The organism is Agromyces sp. CCNWLW213 (assembly GCF_037199545.1).
Classification (GTDB): domain Bacteria; phylum Actinomycetota; class Actinomycetes; order Actinomycetales; family Microbacteriaceae; genus Agromyces.
This window is the reverse complement of the sequence record NZ_JBBBDX010000008.1, coordinates 106,707-131,336: the sequence shown is the minus strand read 5'-3', so window position 1 is coordinate 131,336 and position 24,630 is coordinate 106,707. Positions and strand designations below refer to the sequence as shown.

Here is a 24,630-nt window from a genome sequence, read left to right as displayed (position 1 = left end):
CGGCGACACCCCGTCGAAGTGGTCAGTTCCCGGGCAGGTCCGCGGAGGCCGGGAGGCTGCCCTCGGCGTCGGCCGACGGCGGGCGGGCATCGTCGGCGGTGAGCTCGGCGTCCAGGTCGTACGCGGCCTGCTCGAACTGGGAGTTGTACAGGCGGTAGTACGCGCCCTTGGCGGCGATGAGCTCGTCGTGCGTGCCCTGCTCGACGATGTCGCCGTGCTCCATCACGAGGATGAGGTCGGCATCGCGGATCGTCGAGAGCCGGTGCGCGATCACGAACGACGTGCGACCGTGCCGGAGCGCGGCCATCGCGTGCTGCACGAGCAGCTCGGTGCGCGTGTCGACCGAGCTCGTCGCCTCGTCGAGGATGAGCACGCTCGGCTGGGCGACGAACGCGCGGGCGATCGTGATCAGCTGCTTCTCGCCCGCCGAGACGTTGGACGCCTCTTCGTCGAGCACGGTGTCGTACCCGTCGGGCAGCGAGTGCACGAACCGGTCGACGTAGGTCGCCTTGGCCGCGGCGATGAGCTCGTCGTCGGTCGCCGACTCGCGGCCGTACCGGATGTTGTCGCGGATCGTGCCGCCGAACAGCCACGGATCCTGCAGGACCATGCCGGTGCGGGCGCGCACGTCGCGCCGCGTGAGCTGCGAGATGTCCTGGCCGTCGATGAGGATCCGGCCGCCGTCGAGCTCGTAGAAGCGCATGACCAGGTTCACGAGCGTGGTCTTGCCGGCGCCCGTCGGCCCGACGATCGCCACGGTCTGCCCGGGCTCGACGCGGAACGACAGGTCGCGGATGAGCGGCCGGTCGGGCGTGTACGCGAAGGACACGTGCTCGAACTCGATGACGCCGCGGCCCTCGACCGAGGCCGGCGCATCCGCGGCGTCCGGCGTCTGCTCCTCGGCGTCGAGCAGTTCGAACACGCGCTCGGCCGACGCCGTGCCGGACTGCACGACGGCGGCCATGCCGCCGAGCTGCGAGAGCGGTTGGGTGAACTGCTGCGAGTACTGGATGAACGCCTGCACGTCGCCCAGGCGGAGCTGGCCGCCGGCGACCATGATGCCGCCGAGGACGGCGATCCCGACGTAGGTCAGGTTGCCGACGAACATCATGCCCGGCATGATGACGCCGGCGAGGAACTGCGCCGTGAATGCGGCCTCGTAGAGCTCCTCGTTCTCGGCACGGAACTTCTCGCTCGCGTCCTTCTCGCGACCGAAGACCTTCACGAGCGCGTGGCCCGAGAAGGACTCCTCGACGCGGGCGTTCAGGCGCCCGACCTTCTTCCACTGGACGCCGAAGGCCGCCTGCGACTTGGGCCCGATGATGCCGAAGATCACGGCCATGAGCGGCAGTGCGACGAGTGCGACGAGCGAGAGCTGCCACGAGATCGAGAACATCATCACGAGCACGCCGATCACGGTGAGGATGCTCGTCAGCGCGCTCGAGAGCGACTGCTGCATCGTCTGCGTGATGTTGTCGATGTCGTTGGTGACGCGCGAGATGAGCTCGCCCCGCTGGGTGCGGTCGAAGTAGCTCAGCGGGAGCCGGTGGATCTTCGCCTCGACCTGCTCTCGCAGGTCGTACATGGCGCGCACCATGATCACGTTGATCACGTACCCCTGGATCCAGGAGAGGATCGACGCGACCACGTAGAGCAGCAGCACGATCATCACGAGCTGGCTGAGGCGCACGAAGTCGATGCCCTCGCCGGGCGTGAGCGTCGCGGCGGAGACGATGTTCGCCAGGTCCTCCTGCCCGGTGGCGCGGAGCTGCTGGACGACCTGCTCCTGGCTCACGCCCGCGGGCAGCTGGAGCGAGATGAACCCCTCGAAGATCACGTTCGTCGCCTCGCCGAGCACGCGCGGCGCGATCACCGTGAGCACGACGCCGATCGCGCCGAGGAGCGACACGAAGGCGAACGACCACTTCCAGGGCGCGAGCAGGCCGATCATGCGACGGAAGCTGCGGCCGAAGTCCTGGGCCTTGCCGGGCGCGATGGCGTTCCAGTCGCCGGAGCTGACCCGTGCCTCCTCGGCGAGCTGCTGCTCCTCGATCTCCTCGAGGGTCAGCTTGCGGCCGTTGCCGTCGCCGCTCATGCCTGCGCCTCCACTCCGAGCTGGGATTCCACGATCTCGCGGTACGTCTGGCAGGTCTCGACGAGGTCGTCGTGCCGGCCCACGCCGACGACGCGGCCGTCGTCGAGCACCACGATGCGGTCGGCGTCGGTGATCGTCGACACGCGCTGCGCGACCACCACCTTGGTCACCTCGGGCAGCTCGCGCCACAGCGCCTGCCTCAGCCTCGCGTCGGTCGTGAGGTCGAGCGCCGAGAACGAGTCGTCGAACACGAGGATGTCGGGTCGGTGCACGATCGCGCGCGCGATCGCGAGCCGCTGCCGCTGGCCGCCCGAGACGTTGGTGCCGCCCTGCGCGATGCGCGCGTCGAGCCCGCCCTCCATCTCGGCGACGAAGTCGCGGCCCTGCGCGATTTCGAGCGCGTGCCAGAGGTCGGCGTCCGTCGCCTCCTCGCGGCCGAAGCGCAGGTTCGAAGCGACCGTGCCCGCGAACAGGAACGGACGCTGCGGCACGAGGCCGATCGTCTTCCAGAGCGCGTCGAGATCGGCCTCGCGCACGTCGACGCCGTTGACCAGCACTGCGCCGCCGGTCGCGTCGAAGAGCCGGGGGATGAGCGAGACGAGCGTGGTCTTGCCGGCGCCGGTCGAGCCGACGATCGCGACGGTCTCGCCGGGTTCGGCGCGGAACGCGACGCCCTCGAGCACCGCGTGCTCGGCGCCGGGGTACTGGAAGGCGACGTCGCGGAACTCGACGGTGCCGCGCGTGGGGAATGCTCCGATCGGACGCTCGGGCCGGGCGAGGGTCGACTCGCTCGCGAGCACCTCGCCGATGCGCTCGGCCGACACGGCCGCACGCGGGATCATGATCGTCGTGAAGGCGGCCATGAGCACGCCGCCGAGGATCACGCCGACGTACTGCATGAAGGCGAACAGCGTGCCGACCTGGACCTGCCCCGCGTCGACCTCGATCGCGCCGAACCAGATGACGCCGACGACCGTCACGTTGAGCACGAGCATGAACAGGGGGAACAGCGTGATGAAGAGGGTGCCGACGCGCCGCCCGACGTCCATGATGTCGCGGTTGGCGACGCTGAACCGCTGCTCCTCGATGGGCTCGCGGACGAACGCGCGGACCACGCGGATGCCGGTGAGCTGCTCGCGCAGCACGCGGTTGACCGCGTCGAGGCGCACCTGGAAGGTGCGGAACAGCGGCACCATGCGGCTGATCACGAGGCCCGCCACCACGAGAATGGTGAGCACGGCCGCCCAGATGAGCCAGCTCAGCCCGACGTCCTGCTGGAGCGCCATGATGATGCCGCCGACCGCCATGAGCGGCGCGCTCACGAGCATGGTGCCGCCCGTCATGGCCAGCATCTGCACCTGCTGCACGTCGTTCGTGTTGCGGGTGATGAGCGATCCGGGCCCGAAGTGCGAGACCTCGCGCTCGGAGAACGCGCTCACCTTGTCGAACACGTCGTTGCGGATGTCGCGGCCCGCGCGCATGGCGGCCTTCGCGGCGAAGTAGGTGGCGACCACCGCGGCGATGATCTGGCCCAGCGAGATCGCGAGCATGAAGCCGCCGGTCGACCAGATGAAGGCGGTGTCGCCCTTGGCGACCCCCTCGTCGATGATCTCGGCGTTCAGGCTCGGGAGGTAGAGCGTGGCGAGCACCGAGACGAACTGGAACACCAGGACGCCGGCGATGAGCCATCGGTAGGGTCGGAGGTAGCGGAGGAGGAGTCGGCCGAGCACGTGGGAGAGCCAACCACCGCCCGCCGACATCGGCAAGCGAGGGCCCTCAGCCCTGAGCGAACGGATGCCGCCCGGCGGCGGATCCGGAGATGACGATGGGGCGCGCACCCCCGCGGTACGCGCCCCATCCGCTTATCGGCCCGGCTACGAGCGGAAGGCGTCCTTCACGTTCTCGCCGGCCTGCTTGAGGTTGGCCTTGGCCTGATCGTTGCGGCCCTCGGCCTCGAGGCGCTCGTTGTCGGTCGCCTTGCCGGCGGCCTCCTTGGCCTTGCCGCTGAGTTCCTCGGCCTTGTTGCCGATCTTGTCGCCTTCACCCATGAGTGAGGCCCCCTCTCGATCCCTTGCGAACGCATCAGATGCGCCGTGATGACCACGTTAGGCGGGGGGTCGGAACCGCGACAGACCCTTGCCCCGGGCGAGCCGCTCTGCTAGTCGGCGGCGGGAGCCGCCCGGCGCGGACCGGTCCGGTCAGCGCCGCTGCCCGGGCCGCGCGGGAGCGACGATCGTGGAGGGGCGACCGTCGGCATCCGGCGCGGCGCCGAGCCCCAGCACCTGGCACCGGTCGAGTCCGTGCCGCGCCCAGAGCGCGGCCGTCCAGGCGCAGACGGCGCCGTCGAGCAGGTCCTCGCGGTGCTTGTAGGCGCGATCCGCCAGGGGCGAGGGCACGTCGCGGAGCGCGGCCGTGACGGGGTGGGATCGGAGCTCGAGCGGGGGATCGGCCTCCGCGAGTCGCGACATCCGATCGATGAGCTCGTCGCATTCGCGCGCACGGAACGCCCGCCGCTCGGACGCGGGCAGGCCGGGATGCGGCCGCTTGTACCGCGGCCGCTCGACCTCGTACCCGAGCTCGGCGGCGCCCACGAGCGTGGCGTACGGGTAGCACTCGAACGCCGAGACCGCGTCCGGCGCCGGCGGCTCGAGTCCGCTCACCACGGTGAATCCGTCGACGGATGCCTCGAGGCGACGTCGCAGCGCGACGCCCGCGAGCCATCGCGTGCCGAGGTTGGTGGGGTTCGCGGCGACCTTCCAGCGGCCGTACCGTCGCCCGACCTCGCGCTCGGCCTCGCGCATGCCGCGCGCATTCGACACCACGAGCGGTGCGTCGACCGCGACGACGTCCCCCGGAGACATCCGCTCGACGAGCCATTCGGCGACCGCCTCGACGCCCCGCGCCCAGCCGGCGTCGAGCACGACCCCGTCGGCGGCGAGCTGCACCAACCCGGTCTCGTTCGCCGGTCGCGCCGGCGAGCCCTCGCCCCATGCGAGGTCGACCCCGAAGCACGTCGGCACGTCGTCGCGCCGGTGTCAGCGACCCCGCGACGCGCGCCTCGCGGCGCGGGCGGCCTCGCGCTCGGCGTCGGCCGCCGCCGCCTCCTCGGGCGTCGGCGCAGTGCCGCCGAGGTGGCGGGGCTGCCACCACTGCCCGGTCCCGTCGACGGGGTAGTCGCGCTGCAGGCGGTCGACCATGCCCTGGATCGTCGTCCGCAGGCGCTCGGTGGCGGCTCGCGGGTCCGCGTCCGGTGCGACCGTGACCGGCGCACCGACCTCGAACGCGACGGGCACGCCGAAGCGCTCGGTGAAGCGCACGCGGTGCCGCTTGGTCATGAGCCGGTGTCCGCCCCACACGGCGACCGGGATGACGGGCACCCCCGCCTCGGCCGCCAGTCGCACCGCACCCGTCTTGAAGTCGCGAACCGTGAACGACGCGCTCACGCCCGCCTCGGGGAAGACGCCGATGAGCTCGCCCCGCCGGAGCGCCGCGACGGCGTCGGCGTAGGCGGCCGCGCCGGCCTGCATGTCGACCGCGATGTGCTTCATTCCGCGCATGAGCGCGCCGAGGACCGGCTTCTCGAACACGGACTGCTTCGCCAAGAATCGGATGCGACGACGCGCGGCCAGCCACGTGACCCACTCGACGAGCGCGAACTCCCAGTATCCGAAGTGCGTCATCGCGATCACGGCGCCGCCGGATCGGGGGAGGTGCTCGGTTCCGGTGGTGATCCGGCGGAGCCGGAGCGTGCCGAAGAGGCCGCGCCCGACGGCGATGGCCGTGTCGTACAGGGGCTCACGCGTGCTCATGCCCCGAGCGTACGACCCGGCGCTGGGGCGCAGCCGTGCGGCTGCCCCCCAGCACCCCCGATCCCCGTGGGGTCAGGTGCGAGTGAGCTCGCGCGGTCGCCGGAACACCGGCTCCGCCTCGGCGAGCTCCTCGTCGGTCGCGGTCCGGAACGCGCCCGCGGGCGTGGCCTCGACCTCGTGGCGTCCCTGCCCGCGCGTCGCGATGAGCGACGCGGTGATCGACACCGCGATGATGGTCGCCACGACCGCCAGCGAGACCGGCGTCGGGATGTAGAGGACGTCGAGCAGCGCCATCTTCACGCCGACCCACACGAGCACGAGCGCGAGGCCGAGCTTCAGGTAGGTGAAGCGGTGGATGAGGTCGGCGAGCAGGAAGTACATCGCCCGCAGTCCGAGGATCGCGAACGCGTTCGCGGTGAACACGAGGAACGGCTCGGTCGTGACCGCGAAGATCGCCGGGATCGAGTCGACCGCGAAGATCACGTCGGTGACCTCGACGAGCACGAGCACCGCGAGCAGCGGCGTCGCCACGATCACGCCGGCGCGTCGGATCAGGAACCTCTGCCCGTAGTACGCGTCGGTGGTGGGCACGAACCGGCGGAACAGCTTCAGCGTGCGCGACCGCTCGGGGTGCACGTGCTCGTTGCGGGTGAGCAGCATCCGGATGCCGGTGATGATCAGGAACGCGGCGAACACGTAGAGCACCCAGGAGAAGTTCTCGATCAGGGCGGCGCCCGCGGCGATGAACAGCCCGCGCAGCACGAGCGCGCCGAGCACGCCGAGGAACAGCACGCGGTGCTGGTACTCGCGCGGCACGGCGAACGAGGCGAAGACGATCGCCCAGACGAAGACGTTGTCGACCGCGAGCGACTTCTCGATCAGGTAGCCGGCGAAGTACTGCTGGCCGTACTCGGCGCCCCATGAGTTCCAGACGATGATGCCGAACGTGATGCCCGTCAGCACCCAGACGATCGACCAGCCGAGCGCTTCACGCACGCCGATGACGTGCGCTCGCCGGTGGGCGAACAGGTCGACGGCGAGCATCGCGGCGATCGCGGCGAGCACCGCGAACCAGGCGTACAGGGGTACGTCCACAGGGTCCTCCAGTTGTCGGTGTGGCAACCGGAGGTCTCGTCCGAGCGTCGCGCGCCCGGCTCGTGCCGGGCTCGCGGCCCGGATGCGCCGGGGCCCGACGGCGGGCCCGGAATGACGACGCATCCTGCGGGGACTACTCCCCTCCGAGACCATGGAAACACATGAAGGGCACTTCATGCATTGGTCGAGCTCGCCGCGCGCGATCCTCACAGCCTTCTCGAAGCCGGCCCCGTGCGGCAGGCGTCGCCGGGGCCCGCCCTCAGAGCGGCCGTGTGAAGCCCACCCGGTGCTCGCCGGGGCCGTCGTAGTCTCGCCAGGCGAGCACGCCCTCGATCTCGGTGTCGCCCGTGAGCTCGAAGCCCATGGCGCGGTGGAAGCGCTGCGAGGCGACGTTGCCGGGGCCGGTGATCGCATCCACGCGACGGCATCCCCTCGCCCGCATCGCCTCGAAGTACCGCCCGTACAGCGTGCGCGCGAGGCCCGTCGACCGCAGGTCGGGCCGGACGCCCACGAAGTGGATGTACGCGACATCCCGCTGCGACGGCGAACGGAACCCGACGAGGAATCCCGCGAGCTCGCCCCGGTCGTCCTCGACGATCGTCGACGTGTCGGCGAAGTGCTGGAAGAACAGGCGGGGGAGGAGCAGTCCGAGGTTCGCGGTGCCGGGCAGGTCCCACCACGACGGGATCGCGCCGACCACCGCGGCGTGGTCGCGCTCGCCGGGTCGGCGGAAGACCAGCCCGGGGTGGGCGGGGTCCGCGGCGAGGGAGGGCGCGGGAGGGTCCGTCGGTTCGTTCACGCGTCGATCATGTCGCGCGGATGGCTCCGACGCACCGTCCGCGGGCGCGGTTCGCTCCATCGGCTGTCTACCCTTGAAGGGATGTCCTCCCCCGCGAGCGCCCCCACGCGATCCGCCCCCACCGCCCGACGTGCGACCCGACGAACCGTCGGCTTCGCCGTGGGCGTCGCGGCCGTGCTGCTGCTCTCGGTCCGGTCGTTCGCGCCCGCCGAGACCGGCGCGGCGCTCTCGGACGGCGTGCGCGACGGCATCACGCTCGCCATCAGCGTCGTGATCGAGTCGCTGCCGTTCGTGTTCCTCGGCATCGTGCTCTCGATCGCCGTGCAGCTGTTCCTGCCCGCGGACTTCCTCGTGCGCCGGCTGCCGCGGAACCCATGGGTGCGACGTGCGGTCGTCTCGATGTTCGGGGTCCTGCTGCCGGTCTGCGAGTGCGGCAACGTCCCGCTCGCTCGCGGGCTCATGCTGCGCGGGCTCTCGGTGGGGGAGTCCATGACGTTCCTGCTCGCCGCGCCGATCCTCAACCCGGTGACGATCGTCGTGACGTACCAGGCGTTCGGGTGGGAGGACGGGATCCTCGCGTGGCGCATCGTCGGCGGGTTCCTCGTCGCCAACCTGATCGGCTGGATCTTCAGCCGGCACCCCGACCCGATGCGGCTGCTCACCCCCGGCTTCCAGGCCACGTGCGCGCACGCGGCGGACGAGCAGGCCGCTCACGCCGGCGGCGGCACCGGCGGGCGCGGCTCCGCGTCCGCCAAGGCGCGGCAGGCGGTGCGGATGTTCGCCGACGAGACCTCCGCGATGCTCCCGGCGCTCATGGTGGGCTCCGCCATCGCGGGCGCCATCCAGATCGCGATCTCGCGCGACGTGCTCGTCGCGGTCGGCCAGGACGCGGTGTGGTCGGTCGTCGCGCTCATGCTGCTCGCGTTCGTCATCTCGATCTGCTCGAACGTCGACGCGTTCTTCGCCCTCGCGTTCGGCTCGACCTTCCTGCCGGGAGCGATCATCGCGTTCCTCGTGTTCGGCCCGATGATCGACATCAAGATGCTCGCGCTCATGCGCACGACGTTCACGGCCCGCACGCTCGTGCAGGTCACCGCGGTCGTGGCGCTCGCGTCGGCCGCGATCGGGCTGGGGGTGAACGCGCTTGCGTGAGTTCCTGCGTCGCTGGCAGGGCGTGATCCTCGCCGCCATCGGGGTCGTCGCCACCCTCTGGCTCGCCGCCACCAACCGGCTCGGCTTCTACATCCACCCGCGGTACTTCCTGTTCACCGTCGTCATGGCGGTGATCGCGGTGGTCTTCGTCGTGGGCGCGTTCGCCGTGGTGCCACTCCTGCGGCGAAGGGCGACGGATGCCGCGGGCCCGGAGGCGGACGGCGACGAAATGGACCACGACCACGACCATGACCACGACCACGGCGCCGATGCGGCGGAAGCCGGCCCCGCGGCATCCGCTCGCCGTCGCCTCGGCACCGCCGCCGGCGTCGCGATCGTCGCCGGGACGGCGGTCGCACTGCTCGTGCTGCCGCCGGCGACGCTGACGACGGCCACGGCCGAGAACCGCGAGCTCAACGCCGCCGCGGTCGGACCCGATTCGGCTGCGCCCGACCTCGTCGGCGGCGACACGTCGTCGTTCACCGTGAAGGACTGGGCGCTGCTCCTCCGGCAGAACCCCGACCCGGCCGACTTCGTCGACCCGGTCGAGGTGACCGGCTTCGTGCTGCCGTCCCCCGACGACCCCGACGTGTTCTACGTCGCCCGGTTCACCGTCACGTGCTGCGCCGTGGACGCCCAGCCCGTCGGCGTGCCGGTGCACCTGCCGGGCTGGCAGGACCGCTTCTCGGCCGATGACTGGGTCGCGGCCGAGGGCCGCCTGGGCGACGACCCCGCGGGCGGGCCGTCCCCCGTGCTGATCCCCGAGTCGCTCGAGCCGACCGAGCAGCCGGAGCAGCCGTATGTCTTCTGAGGCGACCGCGCACCGGGCCGCGGGCGTGCGGTTCACCCGCCTGGTCGTGGCGATCGTCGCCGTGCTGGCGGTGCTCGTCGTCGCGCTGGGCGCAGCGAACGCGCTCCGCGGCCCGCGGGTGCTCGAGACCGTGGCCTCCGTCGACGACGCGACCCGGCTGGCCGGCACGACGATCGAGTTCCGGCTGAACCAACCGGTCGCCGACCTCGAGGCCGGCGCGGTCCGGGTCGAGCCGTCGACGGATGCCGCGGTGTCGGTCGAGGACCGCACCGTGCGCGTCGAGCTCGCCGCGCCGCTGCGCCCGTCGCAGGACTACGCGGTCGAGGTCGTCGGCGTGCGGGCCGCCGCCGGGGGACCCGAGTCCGCGCTGCGGCACGGGTTCCGCACGGCCGACGAGACGCTCCACGTGCTGCAGCGCCGCGCGGACGGCGACGACACGGTCGTGCGGGCGTCGACGGGCGACGCCGAGCCGGAGGTCGTCCTCGCCGTCCCGCGCATCGAGTCGTTCGCCCATGCGGGCGACGTGGTCGCGGCGGTCGAGCTCCTCGACGACGGCTCGCACGTCCTCCGGCTCGCCGCGGCCGGACAGGATGCGCCTGCGGCGCGACTGGCCCTCCCGCGACCCGGCGACCTGCGTGCGCTGCAGGGCTCGACCACGAGGCCGCTGCTCGGGTTCGTGCAGGACGGCGAGGACGGCTCGGCGACCCTCCACCTGCTCGACGTCGCCGACGGCGTCACCGCGGCGCCGCAGCCGGTGCTCGCGCTCGACGGCGCGCCGATGCAGGTCGCGGACTACGCCTTCGTGCCCGGATCCTCATCCGTGGTCGTGCGCGACCGCGACGGCGCGATGTTCCTCGTGGACGCGACGGGCGCGCGCCCGTCGACGCCCCTCGGCTCGCACGCGGAGCTGCGCGGGATGCTGCCCGGCACGAGCACCGTGGTCGTCGCGGATCCCGATCGCGGCGCGACGATCGACCTCGCGACCGGCGAGACCGCGACGCTCGAGCTGCCGCCCGCAGTCCTCCCGGACGGCGCCTACCCGGGACGCGTGACCGCCCTCGACGCCGACGGCGCGCACCTCGTCGACGTGCTCCTCCTCGACGGCGCGGGCGGCCAGGCGTCGCTCGTCGCGCGCGCGGATGCCGCCGGCACGTCGATCGTGTACGCGCCGCCGGCGGGATCCACGGTGCTCGACCACTGCCTCTCGCCCGGCGGCACCCTCGTCGCCGTCGAGACGGGCGCCGCGGGCGCGTCGGCCGCGGACGGCCCCGGCGACGAGGACGACCCGGGCGTGGCGGACACCATCACGACGCTCGTCGAGGTGGACGGCGGGCGCGTGGTCCTGAGCCTCGCGGGCGGTTCGACGGACTGGTGCCGCTGACGCCGGGCCCCGCCGCGCGGATCAGCCGAGCAGCGCGACCGCGAGTGCCGCGCACGCGACCACCAGCGCGGCGGCGGCGGTCAGCGTCCCGGGCGAGGGGACCGCGGGTCGCGGCGCTGCACGGCCCGGTGCCGCGCCCTCCGGCACCGGCGGAGCGGGGACGGTCGTGTGATCGGCGACGGCGTCCATGAGGCGCACCGTGCGATGCAGCGCCGGCTCCGGCGCGGCGGCCGCGCCGGCGGCGACGGCGGCGACGGGGGCCGCGGATGCCGCGCCCGCGCCGCCCCGTGCGGCGGTGTGCGGCGTCCAGCCCGAGCCGTCCCAGTAGCGGAGGAGCGTGGCATCCGTCTCGTCGGGGTGCCATCCCGGCGCGCGGCGGGGGCCGATCACGAACGGCCCGACCGGCCGGCGCGGATGGCGCGCACGGTCAGCTGCGCGGCCGCGGCGATGAGCAGCGCGGCGAACAGCCACGCGGCCACCGTCGGCGGCAGGAGGAACGCGAGGGCCACGCCCGGGAGCGCGGCGAGCGTCGCCGCGACGCCGACGATGAGGCCGTCACGCGCCGACAGCATCCGCCCGCGGAGGTTGGCGAGGCTTCCGGAGATCGACGTCGGGATCATCGCGGCGAGCGAGGTGCCCTTCGCCAGCAGGTCGCCCATGCCGAACACGGCGATGAACGCCGGCACCATGATCAGCCCTCCACCGATGCCGAAGAGGCCGGCCGCGACGCCGACGACGAACCCGAGCGCGACGTACGCCGCGCCGATGCCGAGGTCGAGCTCCGCCGGCGCCGACAGGCGGTCGGGCGGGGCGATCACGAGGCGCACCGCGACGACGACGAGCAGGGCGATGAACCCCCAGCGCAGCCATCCGAGCGGCAGCCGCCGCAGCAGGTGCGATCCGATCCACGACCCGGCGATGCCGCCGACGGCGACGAGGGCCGCCGCGGCGAGGTCGACCTCGCCGTTGGCGAAGTAGGCGACGGAGCCGACGACGGCCGTCGGCACGATCGCCGCGAGCGAGGTCGCGGCGGCCCGCCGCTGGTCCATGCCCGCGAGCAGGATGAGCAGGGGAACCATGAGGATTCCGCCGCCCACGCCGAACGCGCCGGAGAGCAGGCCGCCGAGCGCGCCCACCACGGCGAGCCGGATCGGCGGGGCCGGCCGCGGCGCGGGGGCGACGGGATCGGCGGGCTGGTCGGACATCCGTCCCACTGTATCGACGCGGTGATCGCCGGCGATGGGGAGGACTTCCCGTCGAGACGTTACGCAAACGTATTGCGGACGTACAGGGAGGATGGGATAGCCTGAAGTTTCCTCCAACTTGCGGGCGCCCGCCCGTGTCACGACTGATTGCCCGGAGGCGGCACGATCCGCAGGCATGACCCGAGAGCGAGGGATCGCCGCCGTCACGGCGGAGCATCCCTCGGACATCGTCCACCGACATCCGTCGGCGGACTGCGGACGGCCGCATGGCCGAACGTGACGGGCCGAACCGTTCGGCCCGGTTCGAAGCAAGGGAATACACAGCATGGCAACCGGAACCGTCAAGTGGTTCAACGCCGAGAAGGGCTTCGGCTTCATCGCCCCCTCCGACGGCAGCGCCGACGTCTTCGCGCACTTCAGCGCCATCACGGGCAGCGGCTACCGCTCGCTCGACGAGGGCCAGAACGTGGAGTTCGAGGTCGTCCAGGGTCAGAAGGGCCCGCAGGCCGAGAACATCCGCGCGATCTGAGCGCACGACGCGCCTCGCGCGTCGCACCCGAACGCCGGGCCGGACTCATCGTCCGGTCCGGCGTTCGCCGTTCCCCGGCGGGGCTGCGTCGGAGCGGCATCCGCTCGCTGATCTCGCAGCTTGCCCCGATAGGCTCGCGGCCCCACCTGTGATGAAGGAGTCAGCATGCAGTGCCCCAACGACGGTGCCGTCCTCGTGATGAGCGAGCGCAGCGGGATCGAGATCGACTACTGCCCGACGTGCCGCGGAGTGTGGCTCGACCGCGGCGAGCTCGACAAGATCATCGAGCGCGCCGCGCAGGAGTTCTCGCGCGGAGCTGCCGCACCGGCTCCGGCGCCGGCGCCCCAGATGGCGCCGCAGCAGCCCGCACCGCCGCAGCAGGGCTTCTCGTCGAACCCCCTCGACGCGCTCCGGCAGGCGACCGGCGGGTACGACGACCGCCGCTACGACCAGCGCGGTTACGACCAGGGCTACCCGCGCAAGAAGCGCAAGGACAACTGGCTGTCCGAGCTGTTCGACTGAGCTCCCGCGGTCGGCACGCGGAACGGGCCCCCGAGCCGCCTCAGCGGTTCGGGGGCCCGTCGCGTCCCGGAGCGGTCGGCGGCGTCAGCCGACGAGTGCGAGCGGCGGCTCGCTCGGCTCGGTCTCGATGCTCATGCCGCCGGCCGAGTTCGCGGCGGCGACCAGGCGCTCGAGCCACGCCCGGTCGAGCGGGCCGGACTCCTCGGCGTCGAACACGAACCGGAGCGGAATCGCCGGTTCGATCCAGAGCGTTTCGGCGGCGCTGCCGGCGGCGGCCTCGCCGCGCAGCGTCAGGGCGAACGGCTCTCGACGCCGGAGCTTGGCGAATACGGCGGCGCGCAGGTGGCGCAGCGTGCGGTCGTCGATGACGTAGTGGTGGCCGTCGAACCCGTACGCGAGCTGTCCCATCGTGTCCCCTCGATCGTCATGGGCCGGTGTCTCGGCCCGTCGTGCTGTTCGGTGTGTCGAGACTATCGTTTTACTAGACGGTCTAGCGAAAAATCGACGAAGGAGTGCCGATAACGGATGTTCGGTTCCACGAGGGGCGCTCCCGGCCCTCGTCAGGACCCGGCGGCCTCGTCCGCGACGGCATCCTCCTCGGCGCGCACGGTGGTCGAGGGCGCGGAGGGGCGACCGATCGCGACCATCCACTGCACGCCGAACCGGTCGACGACGAGGCCGAAGGCGTCGCCCAAGGGCGAGGCCTCGAGGTCGACGGTGACCTCGCCGTCCTCGGTGAGGCGTTCCCAGTACTCCCGCAGCCGGGACTCGTCCTCGGGGCCGCCGCTCAGCGAGACGGCGAAGTTGGTGCCGGCCTCGAAGGGCATCTCGTTCGGGGTGTCCGCGCCCATGAGGTTGAGGTTGCCCGAGACCAGGTGGCCGTGCATGATCTTGTCGGCCTCGGCGGGGTGCTCCGCCGCGTCGTAGTCGCCGAAGGTGCTGAGGGTGAGCTCGCCGCCGAAGATCGAGTGGTAGAACGCCATCGCCTCGCGGGCCTCCTCGCGGAAGCTGAGGTACGGGGTGAGCAGCACGGGCATGGGGCCTCCTGGGTGTGACCGCGGGATGCGGACGGCGGGCGGCCGTCGTCGGCCGCCGCGTGCTGCGATTCTGCCCGCTCGGGGTGCCGTCGCGCGAGGGGGCGGATGCCGCGGCACGGCATCGACGCTTGACGCGGACCGCCGGCGAGCGTATGTTTTCAACCGAACAGTTGATCAAGGGATGAGTTGAATATGACGACCGCCGCCTCCACCGCCGACGAGCGGCTCGACCGTGCCTTCATGGCGCTGGCCGATCCCGTCCGCCGTCGCATGGTGGCGCGGCTCAGCCGCGGACCGGCCACGGTCAACGAGCTCGCCCGACCGTTCGACATCACCGTCCAGGCGGTGTCGAAGCACATCCGAGTGCTCGAGTCCGCCGGACTGGTCACCCGGACCCGCGACGCCCAGCGTCGCCCGGTGCACCTCGACGCGGCCGCCCTCGAGACGCTCACCGAGTGGATCGACCGGTACCGCATCATCCACGAGCAGCAGTACCGCAAGCTCGACTCGCTGCTCACCCGCAACGACCCGGAGGAGTCGTCATGACCACCGAGACCCGCAACCCCGTCACCATCACCGCGCCCGAGGGCCTGCCGTTCATCGACATCGAGCGGGAGTTCGATGCCCCGGTCGCCGCCGTCTTCGCGGCCCACCGCGACCCCGAGCTCGTGCGCCAGTGGCTCGGGCCCGACGGCTACCAGATGCGCATCGAACGATGGGACTTCCGCACGCAGGGCGGATACCGCTACGTGCACACCGACCCCGACGGCAACGACTGGGGGTTCAACGGCACGTTCCACACCGTCCGCGAGAACGAGTTCGCCATCCAGACGTTCGAGTTCGAGGGCGTCCCCGACGTCGTCGCCGTCGAGGCGCTGACGTTCGAGGACCTCGGCGGAGGCCGCACGCGCCTGCGCGTGCACTCGGCCTACCCCAGCCTCGAGGCGCGCGACGGCATGGTCCGGTCGGGCATGGAGACCGGGCTCACCGAGGGCTTCGCCCGGCTCGACGCGCTGCTCGCCGGGGAGGGCTGACATGGACTGGACGCTCGAGGTCGTCCTCGTGCCCGTCGCCGATCTCGACCGCGCCATCGGGTTCTACCGCGATCGAGTGGGATTCGAGCTCGACCACGACACGCACGCCGGCGAGCACCGCTTCGCGCAGCTCACGCCGCGCGGCTCGGGATGCTCGATCGTCATGGGCACCCTGCCGTCTCAGCGCGAGATGGCGCCCGGCTCGCTGAAGGGACTCCAGCTCGTCGTGGCCGACGCCGAGGCGGCACGCGCCGAACTGGTCGCGCGCGGGGTCGATGCGAGCCCCATCCAGGTGATCGACCCGCGCGACGGCGGCACGTTCTTCGGCTTCGCCGACCCCGACGGCAACACCTGGGCGGTGCAGCAGATCCACGCGCGAGCCGACCGGCCGCTCATCCCCATCGAGGCGCGCCAGCGCTTCGGCGCCGAGCAGGACGCCTGAAGCCGACGGCGGACACGGGGGAGGATGGTGACGTGACCTCCCTCGTGCTCCTCGCCGACACGCACGTGCCCAAGCGGGCGCACGACCTGCCGCCCGAGGCCTGGGCCGCCGTGGATGCCGCGGACCTCGTGATCCACGCCGGCGACTGGGTGGACGTCGCGACGCTCGACGCGCTCGAGGCCCGCGCCCGCCGCCTGGTCGGCGTCGTCGGCAACAACGACGGACCGGGCCTCAGGTCGCGGCTGCCCGAGGTCGCCCGCCTCGAGGTCGGCGGGCTGCGGTTCGCGGTCGTGCACGAGACGGGCGCCGCGGCCGGGCGCGAGGCGCGCATGCGGGCCGCGTTCCCGGATGTCGACGTGCTCGTGTTCGGCCACAGCCACATCCCGTGGGACACCACTGCGCAGGGCGGCCTGCGCCTGCTCAATCCCGGCTCGCCCACCGATCGTCGCCGTCAACCGGCGGCGACCTTCATGACCGCGACCGCCCGGCACGGTCGCCTCGAAGACGTTCGCCTGGTGCCGGTCGACGCGTCCTGGCGCGACTCGGGACGCTGACCGCGCGCCGTTCAGGCCGAGCCGCTTCCGAGGCGGGCGAACCCCGCTTCGACCACGTCGACCAGGCGCCGCGCCGCGCTCCCGTCGGGATCGAGGTCGGGATCGAAGATGGCGACGTCGGCGCCGATCGCGCGCGGCGCGAGGGCGGCGAGGAGGGCGACCAGTTCGTCGGGGCCCAGCCCGCCCGGATCGGGGCTGTCGACCGCCGGCATCCAGCGCGGATCGAGCACGTCGACGTCGACGTGGATCCAGAACCCGTCGAGGTCGTCGCGTGCCAGCACGTCGAGCACGCGCGCGGCCGCGGCCGCCGCCCCCGACTCGCGCACCTCGCGCGCCGGGATCACGTCGCCCAGCGTCGCCCCGAGTTCGGTCAGGTCGACCTCGTCGTCGCGGCAGCCCACCTGCACCGCGTCGCGGCCCGCGATGAGCGGCCGGAGCCCGTCGAGGTCGCTCACGGCCGCGACGTGGAGCCCCACGGCGGCGGCCAGCGCCTCGCCGCCGAGCGTGGTGGCCGCTTCGTCATGACCCGGATGCCGGAAGTCGCCGTGACCGTCGAGGTACGCGAGCCCGAAGCGGCCGCGCCGCCGCAGCGCCAGGGCGGGGCCGAGCACGAGGCTGCAATCGCCGCCGATCACGAGCGGGGCGCGCCCCGAATCGAGGGAGGCCGACACGCGGTCGGCGAGACGGCGGGTGTGCGCGAGGATCGCGGACTGGTTGCGCAGCGCATCGCCCGGCCGGACGTCGGGCCGGTACCGATCGGCGAGGACCACGCCGGCGTCGCGCGCCCCCAGTCGCGCCATCCGCTCGGACAGGCCGGCCTCGCGAAGCGCCTCGGGCGCCTTGGCGGTGCCGGGCACCGCGCCCGGCTCTGGCGGGCGGAGGCCGAGGTTGGTCGGTGCGGCGATGAGGTCGACGGGCACGAGCCCATGCTGGCGGCATCCGCCGACACCGCGAGCAGGCCACGCGACCGCGACTGGACCGCGACAGGTCGCCGGCGCCCGGGGGACCATGGACGCGTGATCCCCGCACCGCAGATCCTCCGCTACGCCGCGTTCACGTCCGACCCCGCCGGCGGCAACCCCGCGGGCATCGTGCTCGACGCCGCCGGGCTCGACGACGCCGACATGCTCCGCATCGCGGGCGAGGTCGGCTACGCCGAGACCGCGTTCGTCACCGGCGACGACGACGGCGCCCGCGGCATCCGCTACTTCTCACCCGTCGCCGAGGTGCCCTTCTGCGGGCACGCGACCGTCGCGACGGCCGTCGCGATCGCCGAGCGCGAGGGGCCGGGCCGGGTGCGCTTCGCGACGCCCGTCGGCGAGGTCGGCATCGAGACCGCCGAGGTCGACGGGTCGCTCCGCGCCGCGTTCACCAGCGTCGAGCCGCACGTCGAGCCGATGCCCGGGTCCGTGCTCGCCGAGCTCCTCGAGCTGCTCGGCCTCGACGCGTCGATGCTCGACGAGCGGCATCCGCCCCGCATCTCGTTCGCGGGCAACCGGCACCCGATCCTCGTCGTCGCCGACTCCGGCGCATTCGACGCGTTCACGTTCGATCCGCCCGCAGCCCGTCGCCTCATGGACGCGCGCGGCTGGCCCGCCACGATCACGGTGCTGCACCGGCTCGCGGACGCCGACGACGGCGGCCTCCGCTTCGAGGCGCGCAACGTGTTCCCCGTCGGCACGATCTCCGAGGACCCGGCCACCGGCGCCGCCGCTGCGGCCGTGGGCGGGTACCTGCGCGAGCTCGGCGCCGTCCGGCCCCCGGAACGCGTCCTCATCGCGCAGGGCCGACACGTCGGCCGGCCGAGCGAGCTGGTCGTCGACATCCCGGGGACGGGCGGGATCGTCGTCAGCGGCCGCGCCGTCGAGATCGGGCGGGGTTAGGCTCGGACGGGGCCGCGGCGGCATCCGTCGACGACCCCCCGGGCACGCCAGCCGACCAGAGGAGCACCCATTGCAGACCCGCACGCTCGGCCGTACCGGCCGCACCGTCTCGGCCATCGGACTCGGCACGTGGCAGCTCGGGGCCGACTGGGGCGAGGTCGAGGAGGCCGACGCGCTCGCGGTGCTCGACGCCTCGCACGAGGCCGGCGTCACCGTGTTCGACACCGCCGACGTGTACGGCGACGGCCGCTCCGAGTCGCTCATCGGTCGCTGGCTCGCGGCGAACCCCGACGCGGGCGTGACCGTCGCCACCAAGATGGGCCGGCGGATGCCGCACGAGCACGACAACTACGTGCTCGAGAACTTCCGCGCCTGGACCGACCGCTCGCGCCGGAACCTCGGCGTCGACACGCTCGACCTCGTGCAGCTGCACTGCCCGCCGAGCTCCGTCTACGTCGACGACGCGGTCTACGACGCGCTCGACACGCTCGTCGACGAGGGCGCGATCGCCGCGTACGGCGTGAGCGTCGAGAAGGTCGACGAGGCGCTCGCCGCCATCGCGCGGCCGAACGTCGCGACGGTGCAGATCATCCTCAACGCCTTCCGCCTGAAGCCCGTCGACGAGGTGCTGCCCGTCGCCGAGCAGTACGGCGTCGGCATCATCGCCCGCGTGCCGCTCGCGAGCGGACTGCTCTCGGGCCGGTACACCCTCGACACGCAGTTCGCCGAGAACGACCACCGCAGCTACAACCGGCACGGCGAGTCGTTCGACGTCGGCGAGACGTTCTCCGGCGTCGACTACGCGACCGGGGTGCGCGCGGCATCCGAGTTCGCCGAGCTCGCCCGGCAGGCGGCACCGGATGCCACGCCCGCGCAGGTCGCGCTCGCGTGGGTCGTCCGGCAGTCCGGCGTCTCCACCGTGATCCCCGGGGCCCGCAACCCCGATCAGGCCCGCGCCAACGCCGCGGCCGGCTCCCTCGAGCTTCCGGAGTCGTTCGACGACGCCGTGCGCGAGCTGTACGACCGGGAGATCCGCGCCTCGGTGCACCACCGCTGGTGATCCCGGCGAGTCAGCCGCCGCCCTCCGGGCGGAGCAGCACGAGCTCCGCCTCGGCGGGCACCGCCGGGCAACCCGCCCACTCGAGCCGGAATCGCTGGGCGAACCGGAGCGTGCCGTCGTCGGCCCGCGCCGCGAGCGTGACGGCCGCCGGCCGGTCGCCCGCCAGGGGAACCGTCCAACGGTCGTCGCCCGAGCGCTCGAGGAGCCTGACGCCGTCGGCGCAGCCCGACCAGCACTGCACGGACGCCACGCCGGGCTTGGCCGCGCGCACCGTCGCGGTCGGGCCGTCCGGCGCGCAGTCGGACGCGGGAGCGCATCCCGCGAGGCCGAGCACGCTCGCGCACGCGATCGCGAGGACGGACCGGAGCCGGCGCATGGGAACACCGTAATGCGCCGCGCCGGCGCCGGAGGAGCCCGCCGACGGGCGGACGGGACCCGAGACCGGACGCCCGCCCCGTGATCGAGATCCTCACGGGATTCGCCGTCATCTCGCTCGCCATCCTCGTCGGCTGGATCGCGGCACGGACGGGCGTGCTGCGCCCGGAGGCCCGGACGGTGCTCGCCCGGCTGAACTTCAGCGTGCTCGCGCCGTTCCTGCTCTTCTCGGTGCTGGCGACGGCGGATGTCGGCCGCCTCTTCTCGTCGCTCCTGCCCGTGTCGGCGATCGCCGCCGTCACGATGATGCTCGCCTTCGCCGTCGTCTCCGTCGCGCTGCTGCGACGCGGCGTCGCCCGGACCACGATCGGCGCGCTCGCATCGGGGTACGTGAACAGCAACAACATCGGCATCCCGATCGCGCTCTACCTGCTCGGCGACGCCGCCTACTCCGCGCCGGTCGTGCTGCTGCAGCTGCTCGTGTTCGCGCCGATCGCGCTCGCCGTGCTCGGCGCATCGGCCGAGGGGCGCACCTCGGTGCGCGGCATCCTGCGGTCGACCACCACCAACCCGATCATCGTCGGCTCGCTGCTCGGCGTGCTCGTGGCCCTGTCGGGCATCGAGCTCCCGGCGATCGTGATGGACCCCGTGCAGCTCATCGGCCAGGCGGCCGTGCCGCTCATGCTCATCGCCTACGGGCTCTCGCTGCACGGGCAGCGCATGTTCGAGCCGGGGTCGGGCCTGCGCGACGTGCTGCTCGCCTCGGCCCTCAAGCTCCTCGCGATGCCGGCGGTGGCGTGGGCGGTCGGCGCGTTCGCCTTCGGCCTCGAGGGGCGCGAGCTGTACGCCGTCACCGTGCTGGCGGCGCTGCCGACGGCGCAGAACGTGTTCGTCTTCGCGCAGCGGTACGAGACCGCCGAGGTCATGGCGCGCGACACCGTGTTCCTCACGACGTTGGGCTCGGTCCCCGTGCTGTTCGCGGTGTCGCTGCTGCTCGGTTGAGGCCGGGGCGGCCGGCTGACGCGGGCCTCGGGCCGGGAGTTCGCAGGATGGGACGCGCGGCGCAGCCGCATGCGGGCCCCTGCCACCTCCGGTCCTGCGAACGCGACCCGCCCGGGGCCGCGGACCGCCGGCCGACGCCGGGGCACGGCAGGATGGGCGGTGACCCGAAGGAGGCCGCATGCCCTTCCTGCGCGACGACGGCGCCCCGCTCGACGAGCTGCTGCTCGCCCAGCGACCCGCCGACGGGTACCGCTTCGAGGTGCGGGACGCCGTCGTCTACGTCGATCCCGTGTCGGGACGCCGGTATCGGGCGCCGGCGGCGGGGGAGGGCCCGGCGCCCGCGGGCGTCACCGACCTCGCCTCGGTGCCGAGTCCCCTGTGGGGATTCATCGCGAGCTACGGCCGCCAGTCGGCGCCGGCCGTGCTGCACGACGCGCAGTCGCTCGCGGCCGACGCGCTCGGCGACCCCCGGCGCGCCCTGCTGCAGCGCCGCGACGACGACCTCGTCTTCCGCCGGGCCCTCCTCGAGCAGGGCGTGCCCCGAATGCGGGCGTGGCTCATGTGGGCCTGGGTCTCGGCGGATCGCGAGCGGGCGTACGCGGGTGCGGCGGGCCTGATGCTGCTCGGCCAGGTCGGCCTCGGGGTGCTCGTGGTGGCGGCATCCGTCGTGCTCGCGGTGCTGGCCGGGCCGTGGTGGCTCGCACTCGCGCTCGTGCCGGCGGTCGCCGCCCTGCCGTGGCGCGGCCTCGCGCCCCTCGTGCTCGTGCTGACGTACCCGCTCGCCGCATTCGGCCCGCTGCTCCTCGCGCACGTCGTCGCGCTCGTGCCGTTCCGGCTCGTCGAGGCCGCGGTCGAGGTGTTCACGGGGGGCGACCCGGGGTCCGTCGTGCGCCCCACCGTCGCGCGGCCCCGCACGGAACGGCCGTGATTCAGGGTTGACCCTGAGGCAACCGGAGCCCGGCATCCGTACCGTTGACCTCGGTCGCGCACCACGGACTGCAGGGGGAACTGTCACCGTGGGCCCGACCGGAGAGCCGGCCAGCGCAGGGCCGACCCGAACCGGCAGCGCCGGCCGGCTCCCCCCGTACCGGCCGGGAGCGGCGGGCGTCTTGGGGGAGGCGCCCGCCGCCCCGGCGTCTCGGGCTCCCGTTCGCCGCGCGAGGTCGCATGGGGCAGACTCGGACGGATGACCCCCACCCTGCTCGACGTCGCCCCGCGCCCGTACGACGCCGACGCCATGTACGACGCGTTCGTGACGTGGGCCGAGCGCCGCGGCTTCGCGCTGTACCCCGCGCAGGACGAGGCGGTCATCGAACTCGTGTCCGGGGCGAACGTGATCCTCTCGACCCCGACCGGGACGGGCAAGTCGCTCGTCGCGGTCGCCGCGCACGCGGCATCCGTCGCCCGCACCGCCGCCGACCGCGACGCGGGACGCCCGTGGGGCCGCACGTACTACACGGCGCCGATCAAGGCGCTCGTGAGCGAGAAGTTCTTCCAGCTCGTCGACGTCTTCGGCGCGCAGAACGTCGGCATGGTCACGGGCGACAGCTCGGTCAACCACGACGCGCCCATCATCTGCTGCACGGCCGAGATCCTCGCGAACCTCGCGTTGCGGCAGGGCGCCGACGCCCCCGTCGACCAGGTCGTCATGGACGAGTTCCACTACTACGGCGACGGCGATCGCGGCTGGGCGTGGCAGGTGCCGCTCATCACGCTGCCGCACGCGCAGTTCGTGCTCATGTCGGCCACGCTCGGCGACGTCACGGCGATCGCCGACGACCTCACGCGCCGCACCGGACGGGAGACCGCGCGGGTCACGGGAGTCGAGCGCCCGGTGCCGCTGCACTTCTCGTACGCGCGCACGCCCGTGCAGGAGACCGTCGAGGAGTTGATCGGCACTCGACAGGCGCCGGTGTACATCGTGCACTTCTCGCAGGCCGCCGCGATGGAGCGCGCGCAGGCGCTCTCGTCGATCCGCGTGGTCTCGCGCGAACAGCGCGACGAGATCGCCGACGCGATCGGCGGGTTCCGCTTCACGACCGGATTCGGCAAGACGCTGTCCCGCCTCGTGCGCGCCGGCATCGGCGTGCACCACGCGGGCATGCTGCCGCGCTATCGCCGACTCGTCGAGACGCTCGCCCAGCGCGGACTGCTCCGCGTGATCTGCGGCACCGACACGCTCGGCGTCGGCATCAACGTGCCCATCCGGTCCGTGCTCATCACGGCGCTGTCGAAGTACGACGGGCAGCGGATGCGGCAGCTGAGCGCCCGCGAGTTCCACCAGATCGCCGGCCGGGCGGGCCGCGCCGGGTACGACACCGCGGGCACCGTCGTCGTGCTCGCGCCCGACCACGAGATCGAGAACGAGACCGCGATCCGCAAGGCCGGCGACGACCCGAAGAAACTCAAGAAGGTCGTGCGCAAGAAGCCGCCGGCTGGTTTCGTCACGTGGGGCGAGGGGTCGTACGAGCGGCTCATCGCCGCCGAGCCCGAGCCGCTGCAGCCCCAGCTGAAGTTGAGCGCGGCGATGCTGATCAACGTGATCGGCCGCGGCGGCGACGTCGCCCGCGGCATCCGCTCGCTCGTCTTCGACAACCACGAGTCGCGGTCGCGCCGGTACGAGCTCGCGCGGCGCGCCCTCGACATCCTCCGCACGCTGCGCGACGCGGGCGTGGTCGAGTTGGTCTCGACGGATGGCGCGCGTTCCGCGTCGCCGAGTGATCCCGGTGCCGCCGAGGGATATCGCGGCAGCGCCAACACTCGACGGGACGGGTATCACTCGGCGCCGATCGACGGCGGTGCGCTCGGCGTCGCGCTCCGGCTCACGGTCGACCTGCAGCCGAACTTCGCGCTGAACCAGCCGCTGTCGCCGTTCGCGCTCGCCGCGATCGAGCTGCTCGACCCCGAGACGAGCGAGCAGGGCACCGGCCACTACTCGCTCGACGTGGTCTCGATCATCGAGTCGACGCTCGACGACCCGCGCCCGATCCTGTCGCAGCAGCAGTACAAGGCCCGGGGCGAGGCCGTCGCGGCGATGAAGCGCGACGGCATCGAGTACGACGAGCGGATGGCGCTGCTCGAGGAGGTCACGTGGCCGAAGCCGCTCGACGAGCTGCTCGCGCACGCGTTCGAGACCTTCGCGGCGAGCCAGCCGTGGGTGCGCGACTTCGAGCTGAGCCCCAAGTCGGTCGTGCGCGACATGTTCGAGCGGTCGATGTCGTTCGGCGAGTACGTGTCGTTCTACCAGTTGCAGCGCAGCGAGGGGCTCGTGCTGCGGTACCTCTCCGACGCGTTCCGGGCCATCCGGCAGACGGTGCCCGACGAGGCGAAGGACGAGGAGCTGCTCGACCTCATCGAGTGGCTGGGTGAGCTCGTGCGCCAGGTCGACTCGAGCCTCGTCGACGAGTGGTCGGAGCTCGTGGACCCGACCTCGCACCTGCCGGAGGACGAGGCGCCCGTCGTGCCGCCCGCGCCGCCCTCGGTCGTCACGAACCGCCGCGCGTTCACGGTGCTCGTGCGCAACGAGCTGTTCCGGCGTGTGCAGCTCGCTGCGCTCCAGCACGACGACGAGCTCGCCGAACTCGACCCCGACGTCGACTGGCCCGCCGCGCTCGACGCGTACTACGACGAGCACGACGAGATCCTCGCGGGCGGGCCCGCGCGCTCGCCGCGCCTCGTGACGATCGACGAGACGGATGCCGCGTCCGGCGTGTGGCGCGTCGAGCAGACGATCGACGATCCGGCCGGCGACCACGACTGGCGCATCCGAGGCGAGGTCGACCTCGTCGCGTCGGCGGAGGAGGGCACGGCCGTCGTGCGCATCGCGGAGGTCGTGCGGCTCTGAG

The 24,630-nt window shown here is 72.8% G+C and carries 27 protein-coding genes; 14 read left to right on the top strand and 13 right to left on the bottom strand.

Features of this window, described 5'->3' with window-relative positions; translation table 11 throughout:
• Nucleotides 1-22: 22 nt before the first annotated feature.
• The 7 genes from WBQ80_RS14720 to WBQ80_RS14690 form a co-directional block, all read right to left on the bottom strand.
• Nucleotides 23-2,095, bottom strand: coding sequence for an ABC transporter ATP-binding protein (locus tag WBQ80_RS14720; protein ID WP_336572798.1), 2,073 nt, complete (start codon nt 2,093-2,095; stop codon nt 23-25).
• Nucleotides 2,092-3,825 carry an ABC transporter ATP-binding protein gene (locus WBQ80_RS14715; RefSeq protein WP_336572799.1) on the bottom strand — a complete coding sequence of 578 codons (1,734 nt, stop codon included), beginning with the start codon at nt 3,823-3,825 and terminating at the stop codon, nt 2,092-2,094. The genes WBQ80_RS14720 and WBQ80_RS14715 overlap by 4 nt, the downstream gene beginning before the upstream one ends.
• A 144-nt stretch (nt 3,826-3,969) precedes the next feature.
• Nucleotides 3,970-4,143: a CsbD family protein gene (locus tag WBQ80_RS14710; RefSeq protein ID WP_336572800.1), complete on the bottom strand. Its 174-nt coding sequence runs from the start codon at nt 4,141-4,143 to the stop codon at nt 3,970-3,972.
• Nucleotides 4,144-4,293: 150 nt separating this feature from the next.
• On the bottom strand, nt 4,294-5,040 hold the full coding sequence (locus WBQ80_RS14705) for a DUF429 domain-containing protein (protein ID WP_336572823.1): 747 nt from the start codon (nt 5,038-5,040) through the stop codon (nt 4,294-4,296).
• Between the two features lie 90 nt (nt 5,041-5,130).
• Nucleotides 5,131-5,904 (bottom strand): lysophospholipid acyltransferase family protein, encoded by a 774-nt coding sequence (locus WBQ80_RS14700; RefSeq protein ID WP_336572801.1) that lies wholly within the window; start codon nt 5,902-5,904, stop codon nt 5,131-5,133.
• A 72-nt stretch (nt 5,905-5,976) separates the two neighbouring features.
• Nucleotides 5,977-6,999: a TerC family protein gene (locus tag WBQ80_RS14695; RefSeq protein WP_336572802.1), complete on the bottom strand. Its 1,023-nt coding sequence runs from the start codon at nt 6,997-6,999 to the stop codon at nt 5,977-5,979.
• A gap of 259 nt (nt 7,000-7,258) precedes the next feature.
• A complete protein-coding gene (locus WBQ80_RS14690) occupies nt 7,259-7,798 on the bottom strand; it encodes a GNAT family N-acetyltransferase (protein WP_336572803.1) in 540 nt (179 codons plus the stop codon).
• Nucleotides 7,799-7,879: 81 nt separating this feature from the next.
• Here WBQ80_RS14690 and WBQ80_RS14685 point away from each other — a divergent pair, with 81 nt between their 5' ends.
• The 3 genes from WBQ80_RS14685 to WBQ80_RS14675 are packed head-to-tail and all read left to right on the top strand — an operon-like array spanning nt 7,880 to nt 11,142.
• A complete protein-coding gene (locus WBQ80_RS14685; RefSeq protein ID WP_336572804.1) occupies nt 7,880-8,950 on the top strand; it encodes a permease in 1,071 nt (356 codons plus the stop codon).
• On the top strand, nt 8,943-9,761 hold the full coding sequence (locus tag WBQ80_RS14680; RefSeq protein WP_336572805.1) for a TIGR03943 family putative permease subunit: 819 nt from the start codon (nt 8,943-8,945) through the stop codon (nt 9,759-9,761). Before WBQ80_RS14685 ends, WBQ80_RS14680 begins: the two co-directional genes overlap by 8 nt.
• Nucleotides 9,751-11,142 (top strand): hypothetical protein, encoded by a 1,392-nt coding sequence (locus WBQ80_RS14675; protein WP_336572806.1) that lies wholly within the window; start codon nt 9,751-9,753, stop codon nt 11,140-11,142. The genes WBQ80_RS14680 and WBQ80_RS14675 overlap by 11 nt, the downstream gene beginning before the upstream one ends.
• A 21-nt stretch (nt 11,143-11,163) precedes the next feature.
• Here the strand turns inward: WBQ80_RS14675 and WBQ80_RS14670 are convergent, their stop codons facing one another.
• Both WBQ80_RS14670 and WBQ80_RS14665 read right to left on the bottom strand, forming a co-directional pair.
• On the bottom strand, nt 11,164-11,532 hold the full coding sequence (locus WBQ80_RS14670) for a DUF2510 domain-containing protein (RefSeq protein WP_336572807.1): 369 nt from the start codon (nt 11,530-11,532) through the stop codon (nt 11,164-11,166).
• Complete coding sequence (locus WBQ80_RS14665) at nt 11,529-12,347, bottom strand: sulfite exporter TauE/SafE family protein (RefSeq protein WP_336572808.1); 819 nt, start codon at nt 12,345-12,347, stop codon at nt 11,529-11,531. The genes WBQ80_RS14670 and WBQ80_RS14665 overlap by 4 nt, the downstream gene beginning before the upstream one ends.
• Nucleotides 12,348-12,672: 325 nt before the next feature.
• On the opposite strand from WBQ80_RS14665, the gene cspE reads away from it, so the two are divergent.
• Both cspE and WBQ80_RS14655 read left to right on the top strand, forming a co-directional pair.
• Nucleotides 12,673-12,876 (top strand): transcription antiterminator/RNA stability regulator CspE, encoded by a 204-nt coding sequence (cspE, locus tag WBQ80_RS14660; RefSeq protein WP_067944966.1) that lies wholly within the window; start codon nt 12,673-12,675, stop codon nt 12,874-12,876.
• A 165-nt stretch (nt 12,877-13,041) separates the two neighbouring features.
• Entirely contained in the window at nt 13,042-13,398 is a 357-nt protein-coding gene (locus WBQ80_RS14655) for a TFIIB-type zinc ribbon-containing protein (RefSeq protein WP_336572809.1), read from the top strand.
• 84 nt (nt 13,399-13,482) lie between these two features.
• Here WBQ80_RS14655 and WBQ80_RS14650 read toward each other — a convergent pair whose 3' ends face one another.
• Nucleotides 13,483-13,806, bottom strand: a complete 324-nt coding sequence (locus tag WBQ80_RS14650; RefSeq protein ID WP_336572810.1) for a DUF7882 family protein — start codon at nt 13,804-13,806, stop codon at nt 13,483-13,485.
• A gap of 152 nt (nt 13,807-13,958) precedes the next feature.
• The gene (locus WBQ80_RS14645) at nt 13,959-14,435 is read right to left on the bottom strand and encodes a VOC family protein (protein ID WP_336572811.1); all 477 of its coding nucleotides are present in this window, start codon (nt 14,433-14,435) and stop codon (nt 13,959-13,961) included.
• 192 nt (nt 14,436-14,627) lie between these two features.
• Between WBQ80_RS14645 and WBQ80_RS14640 the strand changes: the two genes are divergently transcribed.
• Genes WBQ80_RS14640 through WBQ80_RS14625 form a run of 4 tightly spaced genes read left to right on the top strand, consistent with a single transcriptional unit; the run spans nt 14,628 to nt 16,465 of the window.
• On the top strand, nt 14,628-14,981 hold the full coding sequence (locus WBQ80_RS14640) for an ArsR/SmtB family transcription factor (RefSeq protein ID WP_336572812.1): 354 nt from the start codon (nt 14,628-14,630) through the stop codon (nt 14,979-14,981).
• Nucleotides 14,978-15,469, top strand: a complete 492-nt coding sequence (locus WBQ80_RS14635) for an SRPBCC family protein (RefSeq protein ID WP_336572813.1) — start codon at nt 14,978-14,980, stop codon at nt 15,467-15,469. The genes WBQ80_RS14640 and WBQ80_RS14635 overlap by 4 nt, the downstream gene beginning before the upstream one ends.
• 1 nt (nt 15,470) lies before the next feature.
• Nucleotides 15,471-15,911, top strand: a complete 441-nt coding sequence (locus WBQ80_RS14630; RefSeq protein ID WP_336572814.1) for a VOC family protein — start codon at nt 15,471-15,473, stop codon at nt 15,909-15,911.
• Between the two features lie 32 nt (nt 15,912-15,943).
• The gene (locus tag WBQ80_RS14625) at nt 15,944-16,465 is read left to right on the top strand and encodes a metallophosphoesterase family protein (RefSeq protein ID WP_336572815.1); all 522 of its coding nucleotides are present in this window, start codon (nt 15,944-15,946) and stop codon (nt 16,463-16,465) included.
• 11 nt (nt 16,466-16,476) lie between these two features.
• Here the strand turns inward: WBQ80_RS14625 and WBQ80_RS14620 are convergent, their stop codons facing one another.
• Nucleotides 16,477-17,385: an arginase family protein gene (locus tag WBQ80_RS14620; protein WP_336572816.1), complete on the bottom strand. Its 909-nt coding sequence runs from the start codon at nt 17,383-17,385 to the stop codon at nt 16,477-16,479.
• Between the two features lie 96 nt (nt 17,386-17,481).
• Between WBQ80_RS14620 and WBQ80_RS14615 the strand changes: the two genes are divergently transcribed.
• Together WBQ80_RS14615 and WBQ80_RS14610 are read left to right on the top strand one after the other, a co-directional pair.
• The gene (locus WBQ80_RS14615; RefSeq protein WP_336572817.1) at nt 17,482-18,348 is read left to right on the top strand and encodes a PhzF family phenazine biosynthesis protein; all 867 of its coding nucleotides are present in this window, start codon (nt 17,482-17,484) and stop codon (nt 18,346-18,348) included.
• 70 nt (nt 18,349-18,418) lie between these two features.
• Entirely contained in the window at nt 18,419-19,408 is a 990-nt protein-coding gene (locus WBQ80_RS14610) for an aldo/keto reductase (RefSeq protein ID WP_336572818.1), read from the top strand.
• Nucleotides 19,409-19,418: 10 nt separating this feature from the next.
• Here WBQ80_RS14610 and WBQ80_RS14605 read toward each other — a convergent pair whose 3' ends face one another.
• On the bottom strand, nt 19,419-19,784 hold the full coding sequence (locus tag WBQ80_RS14605) for a hypothetical protein (protein WP_336572819.1): 366 nt from the start codon (nt 19,782-19,784) through the stop codon (nt 19,419-19,421).
• Nucleotides 19,785-19,864: 80 nt separating this feature from the next.
• Here WBQ80_RS14605 and WBQ80_RS14600 point away from each other — a divergent pair, with 80 nt between their 5' ends.
• The 3 genes from WBQ80_RS14600 to WBQ80_RS14590 all read left to right on the top strand — a co-directional run bounded on the left by WBQ80_RS14600 (nt 19,865) and on the right by WBQ80_RS14590 (nt 24,629).
• A complete protein-coding gene (locus tag WBQ80_RS14600; RefSeq protein WP_336572820.1) occupies nt 19,865-20,785 on the top strand; it encodes an AEC family transporter in 921 nt (306 codons plus the stop codon).
• A 178-nt stretch (nt 20,786-20,963) separates the two neighbouring features.
• Complete coding sequence (locus WBQ80_RS14595; protein WP_336572821.1) at nt 20,964-21,713, top strand: DUF1353 domain-containing protein; 750 nt, start codon at nt 20,964-20,966, stop codon at nt 21,711-21,713.
• A gap of 258 nt (nt 21,714-21,971) precedes the next feature.
• Nucleotides 21,972-24,629 carry a DEAD/DEAH box helicase gene (locus tag WBQ80_RS14590; protein WP_336572822.1) on the top strand — a complete coding sequence of 886 codons (2,658 nt, stop codon included), beginning with the start codon at nt 21,972-21,974 and terminating at the stop codon, nt 24,627-24,629.
• The last annotated feature ends 1 nt before the right edge of the window (nt 24,630 follow it).